General features: G+C 35.7%; 23 protein-coding genes and 1 tRNA gene. 9 read left to right on the top strand and 15 right to left on the bottom strand.

Features of this window, described 5'->3' with window-relative positions; translation table 11 throughout:
- Window positions 1-25 precede the first annotated feature (25 nt).
- Genes nth through ACP5S8_RS02040 form a run of 6 tightly spaced genes read left to right on the top strand, consistent with a single transcriptional unit; the run spans window position 26 to window position 5683 of the window.
- The gene (gene nth / locus ACP5S8_RS02015) at window positions 26-661 is read left to right on the top strand and encodes an endonuclease III (RefSeq protein WP_461875492.1); all 636 of its coding nucleotides are present in this window, start codon (window positions 26-28) and stop codon (window positions 659-661) included.
- The gene (locus ACP5S8_RS02020) at window positions 658-960 is read left to right on the top strand and encodes a hypothetical protein (RefSeq protein ID WP_461875493.1); all 303 of its coding nucleotides are present in this window, start codon (window positions 658-660) and stop codon (window positions 958-960) included. The genes nth and ACP5S8_RS02020 overlap by 4 nt, the downstream gene beginning before the upstream one ends.
- Window positions 960-3008, top strand: a complete 2049-nt coding sequence (flhA, locus tag ACP5S8_RS02025) for a flagellar biosynthesis protein FlhA (protein ID WP_461875494.1) — start codon at window positions 960-962, stop codon at window positions 3006-3008. The genes ACP5S8_RS02020 and flhA overlap by 1 nt, the downstream gene beginning before the upstream one ends.
- Window positions 2998-4119, top strand: a complete 1122-nt coding sequence (locus tag ACP5S8_RS02030) for a flagellar biosynthesis protein FlhF (protein ID WP_461875496.1) — start codon at window positions 2998-3000, stop codon at window positions 4117-4119. Before flhA ends, ACP5S8_RS02030 begins: the two co-directional genes overlap by 11 nt.
- The gene (locus ACP5S8_RS02035) at window positions 4116-4952 is read left to right on the top strand and encodes a MinD/ParA family protein (RefSeq protein ID WP_461875497.1); all 837 of its coding nucleotides are present in this window, start codon (window positions 4116-4118) and stop codon (window positions 4950-4952) included. Before ACP5S8_RS02030 ends, ACP5S8_RS02035 begins: the two co-directional genes overlap by 4 nt.
- Window positions 4949-5683 carry a uracil-DNA glycosylase gene (locus ACP5S8_RS02040; RefSeq protein WP_461875498.1) on the top strand — a complete coding sequence of 245 codons (735 nt, stop codon included), beginning with the start codon at window positions 4949-4951 and terminating at the stop codon, window positions 5681-5683. The genes ACP5S8_RS02035 and ACP5S8_RS02040 overlap by 4 nt, the downstream gene beginning before the upstream one ends.
- 2 nt (window positions 5684-5685) lie before the next feature.
- On the opposite strand, the gene ACP5S8_RS02045 is transcribed toward ACP5S8_RS02040, so the two are convergent.
- The 11 genes from ACP5S8_RS02045 to ACP5S8_RS02095 all read right to left on the bottom strand — a co-directional run bounded on the left by ACP5S8_RS02045 (window position 5686) and on the right by ACP5S8_RS02095 (window position 16759).
- The gene (locus ACP5S8_RS02045) at window positions 5686-6195 is read right to left on the bottom strand and encodes a YbhB/YbcL family Raf kinase inhibitor-like protein (protein ID WP_461870468.1); all 510 of its coding nucleotides are present in this window, start codon (window positions 6193-6195) and stop codon (window positions 5686-5688) included.
- 3 nt (window positions 6196-6198) lie between these two features.
- Window positions 6199-8643 (bottom strand): ATP-dependent Clp protease ATP-binding subunit, encoded by a 2445-nt coding sequence (locus tag ACP5S8_RS02050; protein ID WP_461875499.1) that lies wholly within the window; start codon window positions 8641-8643, stop codon window positions 6199-6201.
- Between the two features lie 97 nt (window positions 8644-8740).
- Window positions 8741-10645: a transglutaminase family protein gene (locus ACP5S8_RS02055; protein ID WP_461875501.1), complete on the bottom strand. Its 1905-nt coding sequence runs from the start codon at window positions 10643-10645 to the stop codon at window positions 8741-8743.
- Window positions 10646-10649: 4 nt separating this feature from the next.
- A tRNA-Phe gene (locus ACP5S8_RS02060) sits at window positions 10650-10722 on the bottom strand.
- A gap of 11 nt (window positions 10723-10733) precedes the next feature.
- Entirely contained in the window at window positions 10734-12341 is a 1608-nt protein-coding gene (resB, locus tag ACP5S8_RS02065; protein ID WP_461875502.1) for a cytochrome c biogenesis protein ResB, read from the bottom strand.
- Window positions 12338-12598 carry a hypothetical protein gene (locus tag ACP5S8_RS02070; RefSeq protein ID WP_461870472.1) on the bottom strand — a complete coding sequence of 87 codons (261 nt, stop codon included), beginning with the start codon at window positions 12596-12598 and terminating at the stop codon, window positions 12338-12340. The genes resB and ACP5S8_RS02070 overlap by 4 nt, the downstream gene beginning before the upstream one ends.
- Window positions 12595-13110: a peptide deformylase gene (gene def, locus ACP5S8_RS02075; RefSeq protein ID WP_461870473.1), complete on the bottom strand. Its 516-nt coding sequence runs from the start codon at window positions 13108-13110 to the stop codon at window positions 12595-12597. Before def ends, ACP5S8_RS02070 begins: the two co-directional genes overlap by 4 nt.
- 78 nt (window positions 13111-13188) lie before the next feature.
- On the bottom strand, window positions 13189-14040 hold the full coding sequence (locus ACP5S8_RS02080) for a cytochrome c biogenesis CcdA family protein (protein WP_461870474.1): 852 nt from the start codon (window positions 14038-14040) through the stop codon (window positions 13189-13191).
- 12 nt (window positions 14041-14052) lie between these two features.
- Window positions 14053-15546 (bottom strand): murein biosynthesis integral membrane protein MurJ, encoded by a 1494-nt coding sequence (gene murJ, locus ACP5S8_RS02085; RefSeq protein WP_461875503.1) that lies wholly within the window; start codon window positions 15544-15546, stop codon window positions 14053-14055.
- A complete protein-coding gene (locus ACP5S8_RS02090) occupies window positions 15543-16175 on the bottom strand; it encodes an endonuclease V (RefSeq protein WP_461871199.1) in 633 nt (210 codons plus the stop codon). Before ACP5S8_RS02090 ends, murJ begins: the two co-directional genes overlap by 4 nt.
- Window positions 16163-16759 (bottom strand): TIGR00296 family protein, encoded by a 597-nt coding sequence (locus tag ACP5S8_RS02095; RefSeq protein WP_461871200.1) that lies wholly within the window; start codon window positions 16757-16759, stop codon window positions 16163-16165. The genes ACP5S8_RS02090 and ACP5S8_RS02095 overlap by 13 nt, the downstream gene beginning before the upstream one ends.
- A 51-nt stretch (window positions 16760-16810) precedes the next feature.
- On the opposite strand from ACP5S8_RS02095, the gene ACP5S8_RS02100 reads away from it, so the two are divergent.
- The 3 genes from ACP5S8_RS02100 to hemH are packed head-to-tail and all read left to right on the top strand — an operon-like array spanning window position 16811 to window position 20252.
- Complete coding sequence (locus tag ACP5S8_RS02100) at window positions 16811-16996, top strand: SHOCT domain-containing protein (RefSeq protein ID WP_461871011.1); 186 nt, start codon at window positions 16811-16813, stop codon at window positions 16994-16996.
- 39 nt (window positions 16997-17035) lie between these two features.
- Complete coding sequence (gene metE, locus ACP5S8_RS02105; protein ID WP_461875504.1) at window positions 17036-19303, top strand: 5-methyltetrahydropteroyltriglutamate--homocysteine S-methyltransferase; 2268 nt, start codon at window positions 17036-17038, stop codon at window positions 19301-19303.
- A gap of 10 nt (window positions 19304-19313) precedes the next feature.
- Complete coding sequence (gene hemH, locus ACP5S8_RS02110; protein ID WP_461875505.1) at window positions 19314-20252, top strand: ferrochelatase; 939 nt, start codon at window positions 19314-19316, stop codon at window positions 20250-20252.
- Here hemH and ACP5S8_RS02115 read toward each other — a convergent pair.
- Genes ACP5S8_RS02115 through cmk form a run of 4 tightly spaced genes read right to left on the bottom strand, consistent with a single transcriptional unit; the run spans window position 20204 to window position 22824 of the window.
- Entirely contained in the window at window positions 20204-20728 is a 525-nt protein-coding gene (locus ACP5S8_RS02115; RefSeq protein WP_461875506.1) for a phosphatase PAP2 family protein, read from the bottom strand. The genes hemH and ACP5S8_RS02115 overlap by 49 nt on opposite strands.
- A gap of 1 nt (window position 20729) precedes the next feature.
- Complete coding sequence (gene fmt, locus ACP5S8_RS02120) at window positions 20730-21638, bottom strand: methionyl-tRNA formyltransferase (RefSeq protein WP_461875507.1); 909 nt, start codon at window positions 21636-21638, stop codon at window positions 20730-20732.
- A complete protein-coding gene (locus ACP5S8_RS02125; RefSeq protein ID WP_461871016.1) occupies window positions 21638-22198 on the bottom strand; it encodes a UbiX family flavin prenyltransferase in 561 nt (186 codons plus the stop codon). Before ACP5S8_RS02125 ends, fmt begins: the two co-directional genes overlap by 1 nt.
- Entirely contained in the window at window positions 22195-22824 is a 630-nt protein-coding gene (cmk, locus tag ACP5S8_RS02130) for a (d)CMP kinase (protein WP_461875508.1), read from the bottom strand. Before cmk ends, ACP5S8_RS02125 begins: the two co-directional genes overlap by 4 nt.
- Window positions 22825-22975 lie beyond the last annotated feature (151 nt).

Genomic DNA, 22975 nt, shown 5'->3' on the forward strand with positions numbered 1-22975 from the left:
ATATAAACGCTGTATAATAATTTATATGGATGAGAAAACGTTAGCAAAAGAGGTTTATCAAAGGCTTTTAAAAGTATATAAAAACCCTAAGATAGACCTTGAGTTTGATAACCCTTTTGAGCTTTTAATAGAAACGGTTTTAGCGGCTCAAGAAAAAGACGAGAAGGTAAACAGCATAAGAAAGTCTTTCTTTTCAAAGTTTAAAGACCCAAAAGCGTTGAAAGAGGCCCCACTAGAAGATATAAAAGAGGCGATAAAATCTATAAGTTTTTACAACAAAAAAGCCGCTGCTATAAAAGAAATAGCTACTATTTTGGTAGACAAATACAATTCTAAAGTCCCAGACGAAGAAGATGAGCTTGTGAAGCTTCCAGGTGTTGGTAAAAAAACCGCCAACATGGTATTGGCAAACGCTTTTAAAAAACCTGCGATAGCGGTAGACAGACATGTGCATAGAATAGTCAATAGGCTTGGTCTTGATAAGAACAAAGATCCAGATAAAACCACAGAGCACTTAAAATCTCTCTTGGAAAAAGAACATTGGACAACGTTTTACCTTCTTTTGTTAAGGCATGCAAAAACCGTTTGCACTGCAAAAAATCCAAAATGCCTAGAATGCGTATTAAAAGATATTTGTGAAAGTTTTGGTAAGATAAAATGACAACCCTTATAGGCGTTTTTCTGGTGGGTGTGGTGATAGGATATCTAATAAACAAGATTACATCGTTGGTTGCCCTTATCCTTATAGTTTTTATAATAGTTGGATATTTCTTACCTGGAGCCCATTCTAACGTTTTTTACCATATTTTAGGGGATTTTTTCGACTTCGCTAAAAGCCAGATAATAAACAATAAATCAGAGTTTTTTGAACATAGTTCTTTGCATAAGTTTATAGATTTTAAGAATTTGAATATGGTAGTGTTTTTGATAGGTTTGGTGGTGGGGTTTAAAGTAGGTTAATGCAACAAAGTTTTGTCATAGTATTCTTTGGAATTATTTTAGCGGCTATACTTATACCTCTACCAGCTTTTTTGTTAGACATACTCCTTGCTTTTGCCATAGGTTTTTCTTTGGTGGTGCTTATTTTGGTGCTAAATATAAAATCTCCTTTAGAGCTTTCTTCGTTTCCTTCCATACTTTTAATAGGTACTTTGTTGAGGCTATCTTTAAACATAGCTGCAGCCCGTAGGATACTTCTTTACGGTAACGAAGGACCTTCTGCTGCGGGGCATATTATAGAAGCTTTTGGAAGGTTTGTAGTGGGTGGCGATGTGGTTGTAGGGCTTATTATATTTCTTATTTTTATCGTTATAAACTTTGTGGTTATTACAAAGGGTGCTGAGAGGGTATCGGAAGTGGCGGCTAGATTTACACTGGATGCGATGCCAGGTAAACAGATGAGCATAGATGCGGACTTAAACGCTGGGCTTATAAACGAGCAAGAAGCAAAGCAACGGAGAAAAGAACTAGAAAAAGAAGCTGCATTTTACGGTGCTATGGACGGTGCTTCTAAATTTATAAGAGGTGATGTGATGGCGGCTATCATCATACTCTTTTTAAGTATAATTGGCGGTTTAGTGGTAGGTATAGTGATAAAGGGTATGGATTTTCAAGAGGCAATAAAAAATTATACGCTTCTCACTGTAGGTGAGGGTCTCGTATCTCAAATGCCCGCTTTGATACTGTCTGTTTCTGCTGGTATACTTACTACGAAATCTTCTACAAAAGAGGAAGAGCTTAGTAGCGCTATATATATGCAGTTTACCAAAGATCCAAAAGTCCTCTTGTTTGGCGCTATAGCGTTGGCTGTTATAGGTATAATGCCGGGTTTGCCAAAGATACCATTTTTTATAATGGCTATAATCCTTGGAGGTCTTTATTTTTATATTCAACAAAATCTTAAAACTCAGAAAACTGTTGAAATACAAAGGGCTTTAGAGCAAGAGAAAGCGCAAAAGATGGCTCCTCAAGCTCAAAGAGAGGAAGACTTTCTACCGCAACCCGATCCAATAACGTTGGAAGTAGGTTATGGACTTATACCTTTTGTTGATGAAACCCAAGGAGGAGATCTAACATCTCGTATTAAAACCATAAGAAGACAAATAGCTGCTGAATATGGTGTAATTATACCGCTGGTGCATATAAGAGACAATATGAAGCTTTCGCCTAACCAATATAGAATACTTATAAGGGGTGTGGAAGAGGATTCCTATGAGGTGATGCCGGGATTTTTGTTGGCTATAGACCTTGGCAACGTCAAAGAAAAACTAACAGAGGGAAAACCTACAAAAGACCCTTCTTTTCATCTTCCAGCTTTTTGGATAACCCAAGAACAAAAGGCAAAAGCTACAAAGCTTGGATATATGGTAGTAGATATATCCACCGTAATAATAACGCATCTTTCTGAGGTAATCAAACGAAACCTTTACATAATAATAGGTAGAGCTGAGATTATAGATTTGGTGGAAAAGCTTTCTCAAAAGTATCAGAAGGTTATAAAGGATATAATACCTGAGAAAGTGTCTTACTCTGTGCTTCATAGGGTTGTTCAGAGTCTTCTAAAAGAAAACGTGCCAGTCAACGACATGGTAACTATAATAGAAACTATAGGTGATTATATAGATAGGGTCAACGATATTGAGCTTTTAGTGGAATTTGTAAGACAAAAGCTTTCAAAGCATATAACAAAGCGTTTTATGAAAGATAACACTCTTTATGTGATTGCGTTTTCTCCTAGGGTCGAAACCAAGTTGAACTCTTATATAAGAGAAAACAAAGAGGAGGAGTTTTTAGACCTTTTAATAAATAGACTTCAAAGAAACATAGCGGAGAATATGAAAAAGTTTGCAGAGTTTCAGGCTCCACCTGTGCTTATTACATCGCCAAACATAAGAAGGTTTGTAAGAAAAGCTTTAGAAGGATACTTGCCACAATTAAACATAATAGCTTATAATGAAATAGATAAACAGGTAAATATGAAGGTGCTTGGTGTGGTAGATGAAAATTAAAAAAATTTTGGTGGACTCCTTACAAGAGGCTATAGAACTAACGAAGACTATGTATGGAGATAAAGCCACCATTATGTCCACAAAGGTAGTAAAAACCAAGAAATGGTTATTTTTTTCTACAAACAAACTAGAGGTTACAATAGGTATAGCAGATGACGAGGATTTCCAGTCGCATTTTAACAAAGAAAAGGAACTATATACAGAGATAGAGCAAATAAAAACTACTTTAAAGGACGTGGTAAATGTTGTTAAGAATGTAAAACAAGAGCCCCCTCAACAAACGCAAACTCCTAAACCGCAATATCAATCAAACGATGACTTTTCACTTAGGGCCATGAACCTTGCCACCAAGCTCATAAACATGGGTGTTGAGCAAGATATAGCTAAAAAAATTCTTGAAGATTCTTGTGGTTTTGACATAAACATAAATAGGCTTGACTTGAAATACGAAGATGATTACGAGTCTTTAAAAGAGGGCTTGTCTAAAAATATTTCTTTAAAAGCCTTAGACTTTAGTAAAAGTATTTTAAGTATATTGGCTTTGGTGGGTCCTACCGGCGTTGGTAAAACCACCACCATAGCAAAACTTGCCTATATGTATAAGACACAGGGTTTTAAGACTGGTGTCATAACACTAGATAGTTATAGGACAGGCGCTGTGCAACAGCTTCAGTCTTACGTAAGTCTTTTGGAGATGCCTCTTAGAGTGGCAGATACACCTCAAAAGTTAAGAGAGTGTATAGGCGAGTTATCGAGCCTTGACATTATATTTATAGATACAGCTGGAAGGAGTCAATACGATTCTATAAGATTAAAAGAGCTAAAGCACTATTTGGAAAATGTCCCTTCTTTGGAGATAGCTCTTACGGTTAGTACCACTACCGATGAAAGAATAATACTAGATAGCGCTAAAAAATTTGGAGAGCTTGGTATAAAAAGCATGATATTTACAAAGCTGGATGAGACAGTTTACCCAGGATGTATAGTAAATGCGTCTTTTAAAACGAATCTTCCCATATCTTTTCTGACGTTCGGTCAGAAAGTACCAAACGATATAGAGGTTGCCACTTACGACAACTTAGCTAATATTTTATTAAGAGGTACGATATGATGGAAGGACAGCTGTCGCACCTTAAAAGGGCTATAGACAAAGGTTCAAATACAAGATACATAGCTGTAGCCAGTGGCAAAGGTGGGGTTGGAAAAACTCTTATAAGTATAAATCTTGCTACTATAATAGGAAATGCCGGCAAAAAGGTGCTCATCATAGATGGAGATTTTGGTCTTTCAAACGTACACATCATGCTAGGGCTTACTCCAGAGAAAAACCTATCTGATTTTATAAACGGTAAAGCCAGTATAGATGAAATAGTTTTTAAAATAAACAACAACGTATCTTTTATATCCAGTGGCAACGGTATTCAAGAACTTGTGAACTTATCTTCAAAAGATATAACAGAAATTCTTGATAGAATACACGAATACGCTGAGAATAACTTTGATATCATTATTTTTGATACGCCACCAGGTCTTCACAACGAAACGCTAATAATTACATCGTCTTCTGATATACCTATAGTTATATCTACGCCAGAGCCTACCGCCGTAGCGGATGCCTATGCTCTGATAAAAGTACTAAATAACTCCATGATGTTGAAAGATTTTTATGTTTTGATAAACAAGTGCTCTTCAAAAGAAGAAGGGCTAAAGATATTCAACAGTATAAACACTGTGTCGCAGCGCTTTTTAGATATAAACTTGAATTATATAGGATATATTACTTATAACAAAAACATTATAAGAAAGATAGTGGATCAAAAACCCTTTGATAAAACGCTGACAGATGAGCTGACCCAAGCCATAAAGAAGATACCGTTGAATGTTGATGTGAAGACTAAGCAAAGTTTTTGGTCAAAGCTCGTTGAGAGGTTAAAATCTACATGAATAGTGCTTATATATATGAAACTATAGGTTTTGGTAAAGTTTATATTGATAAAAAATTGAGTAAAAGTATCAAAAATAACGTAGAGAACGTTGAAAATAAAAGCCAAGAAACTTTAGAGAATAATAAGTCAACCACTTCAGAATTGCTACAGAAGTTAAAAGCTTTTTATGAAACGTGTAAAGATTGTAAGAAATGTCAGTTATCAGAGCAAAGGACTCAAGTGGTATTTGGAGATGGTAACCCAGACAGCAAGGTGCTGTTTGTTGGAGAAGCGCCTGGGGCTGATGAAGATGTTGAGGGTAAACCGTTTGTTGGGAAAGCAGGCAAACTTTTAACTCAGGAGCTTGAAAGAGTAGGGCTTTTAAGACAAAAGGATTATTATATAACAAATGTTGTAAAATGTAGACCCCCAGGTAACAGAACTCCAGAAGAACAAGAGATGATAACTTGTTCATACATACTAAAAGAAGAGGTAAAGCTTATAAAGCCACAGCTTGTGATAGCCCTTGGAAAAACGGCGGCAGTCGGGCTTTCTGGTGTAAAACAAATATCTCCTACCAAGGTAAGGGGAGGTTTTATATCGGCAAATTTAAAAAGCCCTATTTTGGTACCGGGAACAAAAATATTCGTTACTTATCATCCTTCTTATCTTCTTAGGAATCCAAACGAACTCAAAAATTTTAGAGAAGACATTATGAAAATCAAAACACTTATAGAGAGTTTACGTTAGCTTTACCTTTTAAAAAGCCCAAAAAGAAAAGCGCTTCCTAATATATGAGATCTTATTTTTTCTTGGACGGCTTTTATTGTAGCTCCTTTTGGTAATCCCAAAGAGCTTATGTTTAAAGCGTAAAGGTTAAAATAGTATCTATGCGGTTTTCCAGGTGGTGGACACGGTCCTCCATATCCTATGTTGCCAAAATCGTTTAAGCCTTGAAGATATTCTTTTGTGCCTTCTTTTAACTCATAAACGCTTGAAGGTATATCGTATACGCTCCAATGGTAAAAGACACCGCCCGGGGCATCTAAATCTTCTACTATAAGGACAAAGCTTTTGGTATCTTTTGGTGGATTTACCCAGCGCAGTTCTGGGGAAATATCTTCGCCAAGACAAGTAAACTTCGGCGGTATATAACCGCCGTTTTTAAAGTCTTTACTATAAAGTTCAAAAGCTGATGCTTGCTCAGTCATTGCAAGCACCATAACTATAAACAAAGAGAAGACAAAAAACTTCGTCTTCATACCTCATTTAGTAGTCACTGCCTCTTTCTTGTCTTTCTTGGTGCTCTTTCTCTTGCTCTTTATGTAAGGAGTATCGTTTTTAACATCGATTACTACTTTTGCCACATCTTTTAGCTCTTTGTTTATAAGCTTTTCTGCTAACATATCTTCTATGTGTCTTTGTATAGCTCTCCTTAAGCTTCTGGCTCCGTACTCTTTCTTATACTCTTTGGAAATTATCCAATCGGCAAACTCTTTTGTAATTTCTACGCTAAGACCCATGTCTTGTAGGTTTTTGTTTATCTCTTTGGTTTGAAGGTACAGTATCTTTTCTAAGTCTTTTTCTTCTAGAGGCTCAAACACTATCATTTCATCTAGTCTGTTGATGAACTCTGGGTTAAAGTGTTTTTTCACTTGTTCTATGATATTTTTCTTCATGTTTCTCTTGTCCACTTCATGTTGCTTACTTTCAAAGCCTAGGGTTGTATTTTGCATTATAGATTTTGCTCCAAGGTTTGACGTCATTATTATTATAGTGTTTGAGAAATCTACAACTCTTCCGCTACCGTCTGTTAATCTTCCATCATCGAATATTTGTAAGAATATGTTAAATACGTCTGGATGGGCTTTTTCTATTTCGTCAAAAAGTATTACAGAGTAAGGTTTTCTTCTTACTTTTTCGGTGAGTTGGCCACCTTCTCCATAGCCTACGTATCCAGGAGGTGAGCCTATTAGCTTTGATACCGTGTGTTTCTCCATGTATTCAGACATATCAAACCTTATGAGGGCGTCCTCTGTATCAAAGAGGTATTCTGCCAAGGCTTTTGCCGTTTCAGTCTTACCTACACCAGTAGGACCTAAAAACATAAATACACCTATTGGTTTGTGTTTGCCTTTCAACCCTACGTGTGAGCGTCTTATAGCTTTTGCTATAGCTTTTATAGCTTCTTCTTGACCTATTACCCTTTCTTTTAGCTTTTCTTCTATGTGCATTAGTTTTGATAGGTCGTCTTCGTAGAGTTTATCTACTGGTACTCCAGTCCATTTTGCCACCACTGAGGCGACATCTTTTACGGTTACTAAAGGTTTGTTTATAGTTTGTTCTTGTTTCCATTTTAATCTTGCGGTTTCAAACTTGGCTCTTAATCTCATCTCTTCATCTCTTAAGTTTGCGGCTTTTTCGTAGTCTTGTTCAGCGGCAGCTAGGTCTTTGGCTTGCTCTATCTCTTTTATTTGTTCCAACATCTTTTGAAGGTCCTCTGGCATTTCAGAGCCCCTTATTTTTACCAAAGCTCCAGCCTCATCCATTACATCTATAGCTTTATCCGGTAGGTATCTGTCGTTTATGTATTTGTTAGAAAGCTCCACTGCCTTCTTAAGAGCTTCTTCTTCGTATTTAACGTTGTGAAAGCTTTCAAACCTCGGAGCTAATCCTTTTAAAATCTCAATACTTTCTTCTACAGAAGGTGGTTCTACTAACACCGGTTGAAATCTTCTTTCTAAAGCACCGTCTTTTTCTATATATTTTCTATATTCATCAAGCGTAGTAGCTCCTATTATTTGAATCTCACCTCTTGCTAAAGCTGGTTTTAGCATGTTAGAGGCATCCACAGAACCTTCTGCTGCCCCAGCCCCTATAATCATGTGAAGCTCGTCTATGAAGAGAATCACGTTAACAGCCTTTTCTAACTCTTTTATAATGGTTTTTAGCTTTTCTTCAAATTGACCCCTATACTTTGTGCCGGCTACTATAGACGCTATATCTAGCACTACCACTCTTTTATTTATCAAAGATTCAGGTACGCTCTTTGCCACTATTCTTTGTGCCAAGCCTTCTACTATAGCGGTTTTTCCTACTCCAGGGTCTCCTATCAAAACAGGGTTGTTTTTTCTTCTTCTTGCCAATATCTGAATAGTCCTCTCTATTTCTTTTTCTCTTCCCACCACTGGATCTAACTTACCTTCGGCAGCGAGAGCCGTTATATCTCTACTATGTCTGTCCAGCGTTGGTGTTGCAACATATTTTGTGGTTTCTTGAGTAGGCAGTTCTCCTAATATTTGAAGCGTTTCTCTTCTTACGGCGTATTCATCAAGTCCCAAACCTCTTAATACTCTGCCACCAAGACCAGTTTTTTCTCTCACAACACCTATGAATATATGTTCTGTACCAACAAATTGGTGATGTAGTATCCTAGCTTCCTCAACAGCAAACTCCAACACCCTTTTGGCATCTGGAGCAAACAACACTTCTCCTGTGTGGTTTCCCCTTGACATTTGGCTCGTGATAGCTTTTTTTACCTTCTCAGGTGTAATGTTAAACTTAGCCAACACGAGTGTTGGTATATCATCTTCTTTTAGGAGAGCCAAAAGTAAGTGCTCTGTGCCAAGATAACCATGACCAAATTCTATAGCCTCTTCTCTTGCTTGCAATATAATTTGTCTAGCCCTTTCAGTAAATTTCTCAAACATATAAACCTCTTTTCACCAAAATTTTTTAGAGCCTAAGGCTCTATATATAAAAATATAGAATTATCCTTTATTTTTTATGATAGACCTCTTATGTATATTAGCTAATTTGTCTATAAATAGAACTGTTAAACTCTTTTATAGCTTTTACAGTATTATTATAATATATTTTTGCCAATTTTTTCTCTTTTTTATCTATTCCGTATTTTGAGTACTTAGCTTTTACATAAATATCAAAAAAGTCTTTAAAGCCGTTTTCTCTTATGAAATCTGAAACATGTTCTGGTGTACAGTATTTTATATCAGCCTGTTTTAGCCTTTTGCATATGTCTTTGTACATGGCATCTATGCTGAAAATAAGCAATACTTTGTTAAAAGCTATATACATAAGTGTTAAAACAACAACTACATAAACTAAATATTTTGCGTAATGAATAGCTACGGCTTTTATATTTTTGACGGCGCTTTCCAATAGGTATTTTTGCCTTGTGCTAGAATAATACACTACGTTTATATCCCATAGGTAGTTTATATAATCAAAAAACATCCTTGCTTTGCTTAATTTTGGTATTGTGTTGGTATAGTCTATTGGAGTTGTATCTACGGTCTGCCATTCACCGTTGTAGTATGCTTCTACCCACGAATGAGCTAAGGAGTTTGTTACAAAAAAATAGTGTCCGTCTTTGTTGTAAATGGCTCCATGAAAACCCACCACTACCCTTGAAGGTACGCCCATAAGCCTAAGTAAAAGAGCAGTTGAAGAAGCGTAGGCTTCGCAGTTTCCAGTCTTGTACTTAAATAAAAAATCGTATAGAAAATCTTTTGAAGCTTTGTTGCTTAAAGAATATTTAAAATTTTCTTGTTTGAAATAGTTCTCTACAGCCTCTATGGGATTTTTGTTTTGGGCTTTTAGAAATTTTGCAAGTTTTACTATAGATGGGTCTATGTTTTGAGGTAGTTGCAAAAACCTGTTTATATTTACAAGGTTTTGTCTATAAGAGTTAGCAGTGTAAGACCATACTTTATAAACGGTTCTATTGGTGATAGGCTTATCTGTTTTTATAGTATTATCGCTTGTTATATAAGCTTTTATAGGGCTTTTATAAATGTTAACCATGTACGGAAACAAGATTCCAAAAAGAGTGTTGTCGTAACTTGGTTCTATCATAATATCGTAAGATACAACATTACCTTTTAGAACTTTTGGTCCCTTTGCACTATGTTTGTGAGTCCAGCTTATACCGTTGAAATAATCTAGGGTTTCTCCTATAAAGTAAGCATCCTTTAAATTTATATCTCCTTTTATGTTAAATATTCTAAAAACTGTGGAGGTGTTTTCTAATACATTTGTGGCGTTTGATGGAGAAAGTGTATTTGAAAATCCTACTGTATTTGAGATGCCTCCTATTCCTACGTTTAAAAGAGGCGATTGTATCCTAGGCATGACCAAAAATATAAAAAACCCTATAACCACGGTGCTTAGAGATATAAACCCAACAGCATAGCTGATAAGTTTTATGTGGTATTTTGTCAACGTTTCATCTTTTAGGCTTTTAAAAATATTTGTAGTTAAGAATATAAAAATACTTAAGAAAACCCAAATCACCAGCATTGCTAAGAATTTTATATCTGTTGTGGCAACTCCCACTATTCCCATACCCATTGTTTCCAATATAAGTATTTGGTATACGTCTCTTGGCTGCTTTTTTTCTAAGGATTTGATGCCTAAGAACGTTACTATTATGTTTTTAGCGAAATCAAAAAGCCCAGTTATGTTGAAGCTTACCGCAAAGACTACTACAACAGATAAAACTGCGATTGTATTTACAACGATTCTTGGTAAATATTTGTTTTTAAAATCCTGAAAAATGCCTATAACAACTAAAGCAACACCTATAAAAAATATAGGGCTAAAACTAACTAAACTTATAGATATTATCGAGAATGTTATACTTAAATATACCAGTATTAAAAGAAAGCTGTAAACTTTTAAATTTTTAGTCATAAAGTGGCCCAGGGCGGAATCGAACCGCCGACACTACGGTTTTCAGCCGTATGCTCTACCAACTGAGCTACCGGGCCTTATCTTATTATTATATCACAGTTTTTAGTTTTTGTAGGAAGGTTTTTTGAAACTCTTCTTTAAACTTATGAGAGTAAAGAGCTATTTTCATCTCGTTTCCTTGCAACCTTATCCATACTTTCCTATTTACCTTATAAAAAGCTAGCATCATGCCTAGTATCGTGATAATAGAACCAAGCCATATTATATCTGTGCCTGGGTTTTTTGATATTTGGAATCCTGAAAAATATTGGGGTACAAAGCTATCCATAAAAAATACGTATGGAAAATTTTTTGTGCCCGGTATCTCGTTGTAAGCTAAAAGCGTTAGTTTTGGGCTGTATATAACGGGAATCAAATAACTTTTACCGTTGTACTTAGCCTTTAGCATGACAGCCGGTTTTAAATCGCCGTTGGCCCCGGCTTGAGGGTTTTCTATGTTTAATGTGCTTTTTAAAATCTCAAGACTAATGCCGTTGAACATTGCAAATTTAGAATTTACAAACCTTACGGTACCAGCCAAAGCCTGTTGAGGATTACCAGAGGCTGCTTTTTTTCTGTCTATGGCGATAAGCTCCATCTCCTTGGGAAATCCTGTAAGTCCATAGGACGCTTGATATATGTTGTACCCATCGTAGTTGTAAGGTTTGTTTACCGCCAAAGATCCTTGGCTTACTATCTTGTTATCTTTTATTATATATATGTAGCTCTCATAGGATTTTACCGCAGAAGCAAACTCTGGAGATGATTTGCCGTAGGTTATTATCTTAAACCTTTTTTCATACACGTAAAACGGAAGTTTGTAAACCTTGTTGGAAGCCAAATCTAAACTCATAAGCAGGTTTGATTTTTCACCTTCGGGTACCTGCATAATGCCTCTTATACCAAAGTAAGAATCTATAAGTGTCCCAGCGAGAAGTATTATAAGCCCTATATGCACTATGTAGACTCCAAGCCTTGACCATTTCCCTTTTTCAGCATATATGTATTTTTTGTCTTTTTCTTCTTCGTAAAAAACCCTAAAACCTTCTGATTTTAAAAATTTTGCTATTTCTATAGGGTCTTTTTCAGATTTGGCGTTTATAGGCTTTAAATGTTTTTCTGCTTTTTCATCAAGCTTCAATATACGCTCGCTTCCAAAAGTATGTTTCCAAACCGGTGGCAACCTTTTTATTGAGCAAAGTATTAGGTTTATACCAAAAAGATAAAGCAATATCCTATAATACCAAGAGTGGAATACGTTGTTTAAATGAAGAGCCATTATAAGGTGCGCTTCGTTTACTCCATATTTAGAAGCGTAGAAGCTAAAGGGCTGTTCTTGTTCTATGTATGTGGAACCAAGCATAGAAAATATGGCTATGGCAATCATTAAAAAGAATGCAAGCTTTAAAGATGATAGAAGATCGTATATTACATCAAAAAAGCCTTTGCCAGAGCGTAGTTCTTTTACAACCTCTACCAACTCATCGTAAAGGAGCTTTATTATTGAAAATCCAAAAACGATAGATACGATGCCAAAGATTGCATAAAATATAGGACCTTTGGTGTGATCATAAAAAAGACCGTATACGGCTTCTGATAGCCATAACACCAAACTTATTGTAAGTACTGCCAGCGTATTGGTAATATACTTTCTCATAGGCTCTCACTCAACATCTTTAATACGTTTTGTTTTATATATTCTGTTATATTTGAATCTAAAAGCTCAAAAAAAGGCTTCTTAGAGTCTTTGCAGGTTGGCATTTGCAAGAAGACGCTGTTGTCTAACTTGTTTTGCAAAACTTTTATATACTTTAACCTAACAGCGTTTTCTAATTTTACATCTACGTATCCTAAGACTCTGTAATTTCTATAATCTACTTCAAAGCTGTAAAACTTCTCTATATAAACGTTCATGCACCTACTTTTTCTTTTAGCATCTTCTGATACTTTTCGAGGGCAAGACGTTTTTTTATACCGCTTAACCTATCCAAGAATGTTATACCGCTAAGATGGTCAAACTCATGCTGAAATACTATTGCCGGAAGCCCAGTAAAGTGTAATATTACTTCTTCTTCGTACTCATTTATGGCTTTTACAGTGATTTCTTTGGCTCTTACAACTTCTACTTGCAAACCCGGGAAAGAAAGACATCCTTCTTTAAACTTTATATCGCCTTCTTTTGTCAAGACCGTTGGATTTATAAGCACGCCTTTGAATTTCTCTTCTTCGTCTTCTCTTGAGGTAGTATCTATTACCATTATGCTAAGAGGTATGTTTACTTGGTTGGCAGCCAAGCCTATACCATCGTTTTTATACATGGTATCCTTCATTTCATTTATTATCTCTTTTATCTCAGCATCAACAGCTTTGACGGGGTTTGTTTTACGCTTTAAAATCTCGTTTGGAAATGTAACAATTTCAAGCATCTAAATATTATATATCAATATTTCCTATTTTTGTCTGATATAAGATACCCTTATGTGATGTATAGTATGACATAGATTTTATATCAAAGAGGATATTATCGTAATTTTTCCAAGCACCAAGAATATTCCCATGAGTACAAGGAGTATGCCACCTGCAATTTCTACCAGTTCAAAAGCTCTTTTGAAGCGCTTTAAAAATCCTATAAAAGCTCCAAACAAAGCCCCGGATACGATGAATGGCACTCCAAGCCCCATAGAGTATATAAAAAGAAGGTAAGCTCCTTTGTAAAGGGTGCTTTCTTGTGAAGCGTAAAATAATATAGAACCAAGCACCGGTCCTATGCAGGGAGTCCATCCAAAGGCAAAGCTAAGACCCACGGTAAAAGCAAAGACATATTTTAAAAACCCTTTTCTTTGATTCATGCTTATCTTAGAATCATCGGTGAGTTTGAACTGCTGATACAAAATATTGTGAAGGTTTAGCATGTAAAGGGCAAAGATTATACTTACTACTGCCGATAACTCTTCAAAAGTTTTTAGGTTTATCATATGAAAAGCATAAAAACTAAACAAAAATCCTTCAAAGGCTCCAAGGTATTTAAGAAAATCTTTTTTAATCAAAATTCCAGAAAAATGAAGCCCAAAAAACACTACGAAAGCCCCTCCTATTTTACTAACGTAAGATGAGTAATCTCTAAAAAGCCCACCTATAAAAGATGCGGATAACCCCATTATGCTAAACACTACCGTAAAACCAAGTACAAAAAATATAGATGCCAAAAGTATATCAACATCAAAATTTTTATCAGCTTTTACACTGCTGTTTCCAGAAAGATAAGACAAGTAAGCTGGGACTATGGGTAACACACAAGGAGACAAAAAGCTTATAACACCCGCTAAAAAAGCCGCTAAAACAGATACATTTTCCATATTATTAATTTATCACATAACGGTTTTCTTTTTTAAGCTTTTGAAAATAGAGATAACAAACGTCTCTCTTAAAAGAAAAAGAAACAGCAAATACACCAAAGCCCCCGCTGGTATAAATATGGCTATTCTTAGCCAAGGATAAGGCACGAGCTTCTTGAAATAAAGTATAAAAATACACATCAAAAAAGCCCCAACAAGAGCTTTTAAGCAAGAGCTTATTAACATTTTTAAATCTATAAAATCACCCTTTGAACGCCACGTTAAAAATAAAAACGAACTAAGACCAGATAACACGGTGCCCATAGCTAGTCCAATAAAAGAAAGGTGCATTAAAAAGGCGAAAGTATAACCAGATGTACCTTCTACCAAAACGCCTATAAACGTAGATAGACTTGGAGACAACGTATCTTTGTTGGCAAAGAAAGCGCTTGATAGTATCTTTTGCCAAGAGAAAAACGTAATACCAAGAGATAATATGGCAAGTACGTGGGCGGTGTTTAAAGCATCTTTTTCGTTGAAAAGCCCATGATGATAGAGTAAATTTATTATATCTTTTGATAGCGAGAAGAGTCCAAAGGATGCTGGTATTGTAAAAATACTTATCAATGCCAAAGCTTCTGATGTCCTTTTCGTCTTGTCTTCACCTAAGCTTAAAGATGATAAAAGCGCATTGGCAAGCCCTACTGACATAAGTCCTATGGGAAGCTGAAAAAGTCTGTTGGCATAATACATGTAAGATATTACACCTTTCCCAAGCATAGAAGCTAAAAATGTATCTACAAAAAAAGACAGTTGAGCCACTCCAAACCCAAGCAAAGCTGGTATCAGTCTTTTAAAAAACGTTTTTATATGCTCAGTCAATTTAAAACAAAAGCTTAGCTTTATATTAAGTTTCACAGCTTTTAAGAATAAAAATACAACTTGGGATATCCCACCCACCAAAGCGCCTATTACGGCTGAGAATATGCCAAAACTATGCTCAAACGCCACTATGAAAATTATCATGCTTATATTGAATATAGCTTGCGTGAAAGCGCTTCTAAAAAATACACCTTTTACATTCAAAGCACCCATCAAAAGGGCGTTTATGCTAAAAAACATTTGGTTTACTATTAAAAACCTTATAAAGAAAGCAGCCTTTTCTACCGCCAAAGGATTCGTGATACCCGGGGCTATTATCTTTACTACGTAAGGGGCAAACAAAATGGTAAGCGTTATTATAACCAAGTTTATAAAAGCTAAATACCAAAACACTCCTGAAAAAAATCTGTTGGAAAGTTCTTCGTCTTTCTTGTACAGCTCCCCATATATAGGTACGAATGAGGCGTTTAATCCACCTTCACCTAAAAGCCTTCTTAAGGTATTTGGTAATCTCCAAGCTATAAAAAAAGCATCGGATAGATAAGAAACACCAAAGTAGTAAGCAAAAACCGCATCTCTTATATACCCAAGGATTCTACTTATAAAAACTGCAATGGAAAAAAACAGTGCATTTTTGAAAATCAAGCTTCTTCCTCTTTTCTTATATTTTTTAGAAGGTTGTGAGCTAACCTTGTAGGTTCTGGTATTCTATATTTTGAAAAGTATAGGGTTATATTTACAGCGCTTTCAAGGGATATCTTATGGCCTATGGATACGTAGATTGGTTTTACGTTTTTCTTTGTTTTTAGGGCTTTTCCTATGACGATGTTGTTTAATATTATGTTGTTGTCTTTGTCTATATCACCTATAAGGAGTTTTTTAGCTACACCAAAGGATGTTTTACCGAGTTTTACGCCAAAATAGGAGGCAAGTCCGCAAAATCTTGGATGAAGCATGCCGTTGCCATCTATCATGTAAATGTCTGGCGATACCTTTGAAGTATTTACAAGCTTTTCCATAATAGGAAACTCTCTATAGCTAAGAAACCCAGGTATGTAAGGAAAATCCACATAGTCTTTGTAAGTATGTTGATAGATTTTGTTTTTATCTTTGTCAAGAATTACCAAAGCCCCTATGCCTATGGTTTTTTTGTCTTTTTTCAAAAATGTTAGGTCTATACCACCTATTGTATTAAAATCCTTGAAACTATCTTTTTTTATTATCTTTTTTGAGCATTCAACTTGTTCTTTTTTTAAACTCTCTATGTCCCGCATGAAAAAGATTCTTCTTTTACTACATCTCCACCTGGACTTAGCTCTTTGTAAACTTCAGCAGAAAAAGAGTAGACTTCTACCTGGGGGTTTTTATAACAATCCCTTGGAAGACCAGCCTTTAAACACGTATGTTGTAAAAATGTTTCCCAGTTCATATTGTATTCTGTAGCAACTTGTGGAAGCAAAAGCCCTGATATTTTACCGTATTTTACTATGAGTCCATCCTTTCCTATGCATATGTATTTTGGGTCAGGTATTATGCGTTTTGGTGTACTCAAAATGCTAAGCTCTATCACTATGTTGTCAAGCTCTTCTTTTTTTAAAGGCTCAAACCTTGGGTCTTTAAAAGCCGCTAACCTTGCTGTGTATATGACTCCAAGCCAAAGCGGGTATCTTGCTTCTACAAAACCTATACATCCTCTAAGCTGATGGTCTTTGTATGTATTTAGTGTGGTAAATACCCCTTGGGGGTTTGAAAACTTAGTTTTTATCTCTTCTTCTACGAAGGGCTCTTTGTTTTCAAACTCCGTTTCGATGCTTTCCCTTGCCAAGCTTATCAACTTTTTGGCATCTTTTGTATCCATAGTTTTATTATAACACTTAATAGGTGCTTAAAGTTTGTATATAATAAAATTATGCTTGTGATGATATTGTGGCTTTTGTCTTTGGTGATACTTGTTTTTGGGATTTTGGGAATAATGGGAAAATTGTTTGGAAGTCATAAGAGCACTACGTTAAAAGCCCTAAACGATAAATATCTAAAAGGCGAGATTACAAAAGAAGAATACGAACAAGCCAAAAGGGTGTTGGAAAATCTTTGATATGGTATAATAAATTATTTAATTTGCTTAGGAGGTTTTATGAAAGCACTTGCGTATGGTTATCCAAAGCTAGGTGAGAAAAGAGAGTTTAAAAATGTGTTGGAAAACTTTTGGAAAAAAGCTACGACAGAAGACCAATTTTACGAAGGGATGAGAAGCATAGAAGCCCAAAGGATAAAAGCTTACTCAGAAAACGTAGATGAAATACCTGTGGGAGAATTGTCTTTTTATGATTTTATGTTAGATACCGCTGTGATGGTGGGGATGATACCATCTCGTTTTGGAGAATACAAAGGGCTTGAAACCTATTTTGAAATGGCTCGTGGTAAATCTGCGATGGAGATGACAAAATATTTCAATACAAACTACCATTACATAGTCCCAGAACTAGAATCAAACAATTTTAGGCTTTTAGAAAACAAACCCAAAAGATGCTATATAAATGCAAAGCAGAATATCCAAAACCCAAAGCCTTATTTGATAGCGCCTTTTACATTTTTAAAACTATCAAAAACTTATAAGAAAACTACAAAAGATGGTTTTAGCGTTTTGGAAAGCTCAAAGATAGAGGATGAAAAAACCCTTTATTATTTCTTAGAACCTCTTTTGGAAGTGTATAAAGATATTCTTAAAAACTTAAAAACAGAAGGTGCAAGTATAGTTTCTCTACAAGATCCAGCTTTGGTGTTTGATTTAAAAGATTATGAAGTAAAAGCTGTCAAAAAAATATACGAAGAGTTAAGTCAAGTATCAGATATAGAGTTAATAACCTACTACGACAGCGTCAGCGCTTACAAGGATATTGTAGATCTTCCTGTAAAAAGAATAGGGCTTGATTTGTGCTCAAACTCTGAAAATCTTGAAAACCTAAGAAAATACGGCTTTCCAAAGGACAAAGAGCTAATAGCTGGTGTGATAAACGGACGTCAAGTCTGGAGAGCGAACTTAGAAGAAAAGCTAAAGCTAATAGAAGAGCTTTCTAAAATTGCACCCTCTTTGTCTATTTCAAACTCTTCTCCACTTTTCCATCTTCCAGTGAACGTAGAGCATGAAACAAAGTTAGACCCGGATTTGAAAAAAAGGCTTAGCTTTGCCAAGCAAAAACTAGAAGAACTAAAAACCCTCAAAAACGCCTTCTTAGGGGATAAAGAAAGTTTAAAAGACGTAGAGGCTTCAAAAGAGTTGTTTGGAACGGCTTTTGGTAAAAACCAAGCGGTAATAGACCGTATAAAAGCTCTTAAAGATAGCGATTTTGAAAGGACTCTTCCTTACAAAGAACGCATAAAGCTTCAGCAAAGCATACTAAAATTGCCTATTTTCCCAACTACCACCATAGGGTCTTTCCCTCAAACCGAAGAGGTGCGTAAGACAAGAAGCGCTTTTAGATCTGGTAAGATATCAAAAGAAGAGTATGAAGCTTTTATTGAAAAACAAATAGACAACGTCATATCCTTCCAAGAAGAAATCGGGCTTGATGTGTTGGTGCACGGTGAATTTGAAAGAACTGATATGGTGGAGTTTTTTGCAGAAAAGCTAAAAGGTGTTGCCACCACAGAGCACGGCTGGATTATCTCCTACGGGTCTAGGGGTTATAGGCCACCTATTATATATGGTGATGTTTATAGAGACGAGCCGATGACTCTAAAGGAGATTCTCTATGCTCAGTCAAAAACCCAAAAACCTGTAAAAGGTATGCTTACAGGTCCCGTTACCATACTAAATTGGAGCTTTTACAGAGAAGATATACCTAAAAAAGAGGTGGCTTATCAAATAGCTTTGGCTATATTGGATGAAGTAAAAGACCTAGAGAAAAGCGGTATAAAAATAATACAAATAGATGAACCAGCATTTAGAGAAGGAGTACCCATAAAGAAAAAGGACTGGGAAGAATACTTTGACTGGGCTATAAAAGCTTTTAGACTTTGCTCAAACGCCAATCCAAACACTCAAATACACACCCATATGTGCTACTCTGAGTTTAACGACATTATAGACAAGATTTACGATATGGACTTTGACGTGATATCCATAGAAGCCTCTAGAAGTAAAGGTGAAATCCTGGAGGCTTTTGAGAAGTTTGGTAAATGGGACAGGCAAATAGGAATAGGAGTTTACGATATCCACTCACCGGCTATTCCAAGCGTTGAAGAGATGGAGATAGTTATGAAAAGAGCTATGAAGGTTTTAGATAAATCGCTTTTATGGGTAAATCCCGATTGCGGTCTTAAAACCAGAAGATGGGAAGAGGTAAAACCCGCTTTAAAAAACATGATGGAGATGGCTTTAAAACTAAGAAAAGAAGTATAAATTTTTTTAAATGTCAAAGACTGCTGTAGTACTTTTAAACATGGGCGGACCAGACTCTATGTCCGCCATTCGCCCTTTCTTATACAACCTTTTTTCAGACCACGATATCATTCAAATTCCAAGGCTCATCCAAAAACCTGTGGCTTTTTTTATATCCACTTTTAGAGCCAAAAAAACAGCTTATTACTATAAGATAATGGGCGGAAAATCCCCTCAAAAAGAGCAAACTATTTTACAAGCAAAAGCCCTTCAAGAAGCTTTAAAAAACGATTTTGTAGTGGAGATAGCTTTAAGATACTGGCATCCTTTTACCTCTGAGGCTATAGAAAATTTAGAAAAGGTAAAACCTTCTAAAATAGTACTTTTGCCTCTTTATCCACATTATAGTTCTACCACCACTGGCTCTTCTTTTAAAGAGTTTTATAGGCTTTTTAAAAAATCAAGCTTAAAAGATATACCTGTAAAAGAGGTAAGAGATTATCACGATCATCCGCTTTTTATAAAAGCTTGGACAGAAAATATTAAAAATTCACATATAGACGATGAATATTTTATATTGTTCTCAGCCCACAGTTTACCTCAGAAAATAATAGACAAAGGAGACCCATACAAAGACCAAATAGAGAAATCTGTAGAGCTTATCATGAAAAACTTTAAAAACAAACATATGATATCTTATCAAAGCAAAGTTGGACCTGTGAAATGGCTAGAACCTGCCACCGATAAAACCATAGAAAACTTGGCAAAGCAAGGTGTAAAAAAACTATGTCTTGTACCAATAAGCTTTGTGTCAGAGCATTCTGAAACTCTTTACGAGATGGATTACCTTTACAAAAATATGGCTAAAGACCTTGGCATAGAGCACTTCGTGAGAGTACCCACTTTACAAACAAACCCCACTTACATAGAGCTTTTAAAAGAACTATCCACCAAAGCCTTCGCCACATAAAAGCTAAAAACACCTATCAAAGCTCCTGTTATGGTATCAAGGGGAAAATGCACCCCTACGTAAGACCTTTCATACGTTATTAAAAAAGCGTAAGAAAAAAACAATATTTTAACAATGGGCTTTTCGTTGTAAGAACCCACCATTGCTATCACAAAAGCCATTGCAGTGTCTCCAGATGGAAAAGAGCCCCAATATAGCTTGTATAAAAGATGAACGTTTTTTAAAAGCGTAGCTGGTCTTGGCTCATCAAAGATGTTTTTCAAACTCACTACAAGGATTGTCTCTATAATAAGAGCCACAAGATAAACTTTTAACTTATACTTTCTAAAGGTGTATATGTAAGCTAAAAAAGGCAACAATACCCAACCAGAGCCAAGGGATGCATACGTATAAAAAAATCTATCAAAAAACTTATCGTGATGGTGGTTTATAAAATTAAACAGTTCTACATTTTCTTTAAAAAGCTCAAAGACCATTTTAATAAAATTGCTTTATTTGGTTTAGATAGCCCATTGCAAACTCTTTACCAGATACTCTTTTACCCTTTAAAGACATAATCTCTAAAATCTCCAAAGGATAATCTCCTGTTCCCACAAAAAGGGATTTCCCTTCTTGTAATAGCTCTCCTGGTTTTAAGCCTAGATCTTTTTCTAATATCTTTGTTTTTAGGATTTTGATATTGTGGTTGTTTGAAACTCCGTATGCGTTTGGATATAAGCCTCTTATTTTGTTGTGTATGCTAAAAGCGCTTGTTTTAAAGCATATCCTTAGTTCTTCTTTTAAAATAGGCATAGCGTATGTGGCTTCTTGGTGGTTTTGGGGCGTTGGTGTGATGTTACCTTCTACCCAGTTTAAGATTGTATCTTTTAAAAGCTTTGCACCAGAGATTGATAGTTTGTTAGAAAGCGTTTCGTAGTTATCTTCTTCTTCTATAAGCGTTTTTTCCATAGAAAGGATATCTCCTTCATCCATCTTAGAAGACATGAGGATTACCGTATTTCCTGTTTCTTTTTCTCCTTGCATCAAAGCCCTTTGAATGGGGGCAGCGCCTCTATACTTTGGCAGTATTGACCCGTGGAGGTTTAAGGATTTAAACCTAGGTATTTCAAGCATGGATTTTGGTATTATCTGACCGTAAGATACCACTATCATAATATCTGGTTTTAGATTTAAAAGCTCTTCTTTTAAAAAAGAGATTTTTTCTGGCTGTGAGATTTTTAAATTTAGCTCCAAGGCTTTTTGTTTTACGGCAGATGGTGTTAACTTTTGACCTCTACCAGCTGGTTTGTCTGGTTGGGTGATTACAAGTGATACTTCGAAATCTTTTGCTAAAAGCTCCAAAGAAGGCACCGCAAAAGAGGATGTGCCACAAAATACTATTCTCATTAGGATTTCCACCTCTTATAGATGTTGTGTTCTATTCTCAGTACATCAAGCACTTTACCTACCACAAAATCTATGCTTTCTTCTAAAGTTTTTGGCTTGTGATAAAAACCAGGACTTGCACTCATTACAATGGCACCGGCGTTTGTTAGCTTTAGCATGTTTTCAAGGTGAATAGAATTATAAGGCATTTCTCTTACAAGCATTACAAGAGGTACTCTCTCTTTTAGGGCTGTATCGCATACTCTATGTATGAGATTTTGAGCCACGCCGCTTGCCACAGCTCCCAAGGTTCCCATTGAGCAAGGGACAACCAGCACCCCTTTAAATTTGCAAAGAAAAGACCCGCTTGATATAGGTGCTGCAAAATCTGAATAATCGTAAACTTTCGCTTCTTTTTTAAAAAACTCTTCTCCAACGCCTGTTTCATAGCTCATAACGTATTTTGCGGTTTTTGACATTACTAAATGTAGGTCGTATCTTTCTTTTAAAAGCTCAAAAATCCTCAAAGCGTATACGCTTCCGCTAGCACCGGTTATAAGAAGGGCAATATGTTCTTTCATAAAACCTTTTTAATATATTCCATGCAAAGGTTTATTACCTCTTCTTTTGTCATACAAGTGGTGTCTATTTTTATCGCATCTTCTGCTGGTTTAAAAGGATAGTCTTTTCTATTTTTATCGGTTTCATCTCGTTTTAGGATTTTATTTAAAATATCATCGTAAGACCCACCTTCTTCTAAATACCTTCTCAAAGCTCTTTCTTTTGGATCCGCATCTATGAAAAACTTTATATTTGCATCTTTAAATATGTGAGTGCCGACGTCTCTTCCTTCTACTACAGCGTTATCTTTCACCAAAGACCTTTGAAAAACTATGACTTTTTCTCTTAAACTAGGTTCTTTTGCAACCTCAGAAGCCAAAGCTCCTACGTATTCTTTTGTAAGCTCCTGTGTTATATCTTCTTTTTCAAAAATTACTTTGGTTTCTCCTACTAAAAGCTCAAATACTAAAGCATTTTTCTCTATGGCTTCAAAAAAATCTACGTTTTTAGCTTTTAAAAAACCAATAGCCCTATAAACAAGCCCAGTGTTGAAATAAACGTATCCTAAAATCTTGGAAAGCGCCCGTGATAAGCTTGACTTTCCACTGGAAGCCGGGCCGTCTATTGCTATTACTTTTATGTTCATCCATATTATTATAATAGACTTTATTTAAGCGTTTGAGGTTTGTTCTTTAGTAGTATTTTCGTATTGGGTAGAAATCTTGTTTACAAATAAAGTTATAGTATCTATTAGTACTTTGCTTTTGGAAGCCAGTTCTAATGCAAGAAGCTTTTTT

Origin of the sequence: Hydrogenobaculum sp. (assembly GCF_049967395.1) — a bacterium.
GTDB lineage: Bacteria > Aquificota > Aquificia > Aquificales > Aquificaceae > Hydrogenobaculum.

Bases quoted from the DNA above. Each gene is read 5' to 3' on its own strand.
- ACP5S8_RS02095 (WP_461871200.1), bottom strand. From the start codon at position 16,759: ATGGATACAAAAGATGCCAAAAAGTTGATAAGCTTGGCAAGGGAAAGC.
- ACP5S8_RS02070 (WP_461870472.1), bottom strand. From the start codon at position 12,598: ATGAACGTTTATATAGAGAAGTTTTACAGCTTTGAAGTAGATTATAGA.
- nth (WP_461875492.1), top strand. From the start codon at position 26: ATGGATGAGAAAACGTTAGCAAAAGAGGTTTATCAAAGGCTTTTAAAA.
- resB (WP_461875502.1), bottom strand. From the start codon at position 12,341: ATGAGAAAGTATATTACCAATACGCTGGCAGTACTTACAATAAGTTTG.
- ACP5S8_RS02055 (WP_461875501.1), bottom strand. From the start codon at position 10,645: ATGACTAAAAATTTAAAAGTTTACAGCTTTCTTTTAATACTGGTATAT.
- ACP5S8_RS02100 (WP_461871011.1), top strand. From the start codon at position 16,811: ATGCTTGTGATGATATTGTGGCTTTTGTCTTTGGTGATACTTGTTTTT.
- ACP5S8_RS02090 (WP_461871199.1), bottom strand. From the start codon at position 16,175: ATGCGGGACATAGAGAGTTTAAAAAAAGAACAAGTTGAATGCTCAAAA.
- ACP5S8_RS02125 (WP_461871016.1), bottom strand. From the start codon at position 22,198: ATGAAAGAACATATTGCCCTTCTTATAACCGGTGCTAGCGGAAGCGTA.
- ACP5S8_RS02115 (WP_461875506.1), bottom strand. From the start codon at position 20,728: ATGGTCTTTGAGCTTTTTAAAGAAAATGTAGAACTGTTTAATTTTATA.
- def (WP_461870473.1), bottom strand. From the start codon at position 13,110: ATGCTTGAAATTGTTACATTTCCAAACGAGATTTTAAAGCGTAAAACA.
- ACP5S8_RS02020 (WP_461875493.1), top strand. From the start codon at position 658: ATGACAACCCTTATAGGCGTTTTTCTGGTGGGTGTGGTGATAGGATAT.
- ACP5S8_RS02030 (WP_461875496.1), top strand. From the start codon at position 2,998: ATGAAAATTAAAAAAATTTTGGTGGACTCCTTACAAGAGGCTATAGAA.
- cmk (WP_461875508.1), bottom strand. From the start codon at position 22,824: ATGAACATAAAAGTAATAGCAATAGACGGCCCGGCTTCCAGTGGAAAG.
- fmt (WP_461875507.1), bottom strand. From the start codon at position 21,638: ATGAGAATAGTATTTTGTGGCACATCCTCTTTTGCGGTGCCTTCTTTG.
- ACP5S8_RS02050 (WP_461875499.1), bottom strand. From the start codon at position 8,643: ATGTTTGAGAAATTTACTGAAAGGGCTAGACAAATTATATTGCAAGCA.
- ACP5S8_RS02040 (WP_461875498.1), top strand. From the start codon at position 4,949: ATGAATAGTGCTTATATATATGAAACTATAGGTTTTGGTAAAGTTTAT.
- ACP5S8_RS02080 (WP_461870474.1), bottom strand. From the start codon at position 14,040: ATGGAAAATGTATCTGTTTTAGCGGCTTTTTTAGCGGGTGTTATAAGC.
- ACP5S8_RS02045 (WP_461870468.1), bottom strand. From the start codon at position 6,195: ATGAAGACGAAGTTTTTTGTCTTCTCTTTGTTTATAGTTATGGTGCTT.
- hemH (WP_461875505.1), top strand. From the start codon at position 19,314: ATGTCAAAGACTGCTGTAGTACTTTTAAACATGGGCGGACCAGACTCT.
- ACP5S8_RS02035 (WP_461875497.1), top strand. From the start codon at position 4,116: ATGATGGAAGGACAGCTGTCGCACCTTAAAAGGGCTATAGACAAAGGT.
- metE (WP_461875504.1), top strand. From the start codon at position 17,036: ATGAAAGCACTTGCGTATGGTTATCCAAAGCTAGGTGAGAAAAGAGAG.
- flhA (WP_461875494.1), top strand. From the start codon at position 960: ATGCAACAAAGTTTTGTCATAGTATTCTTTGGAATTATTTTAGCGGCT.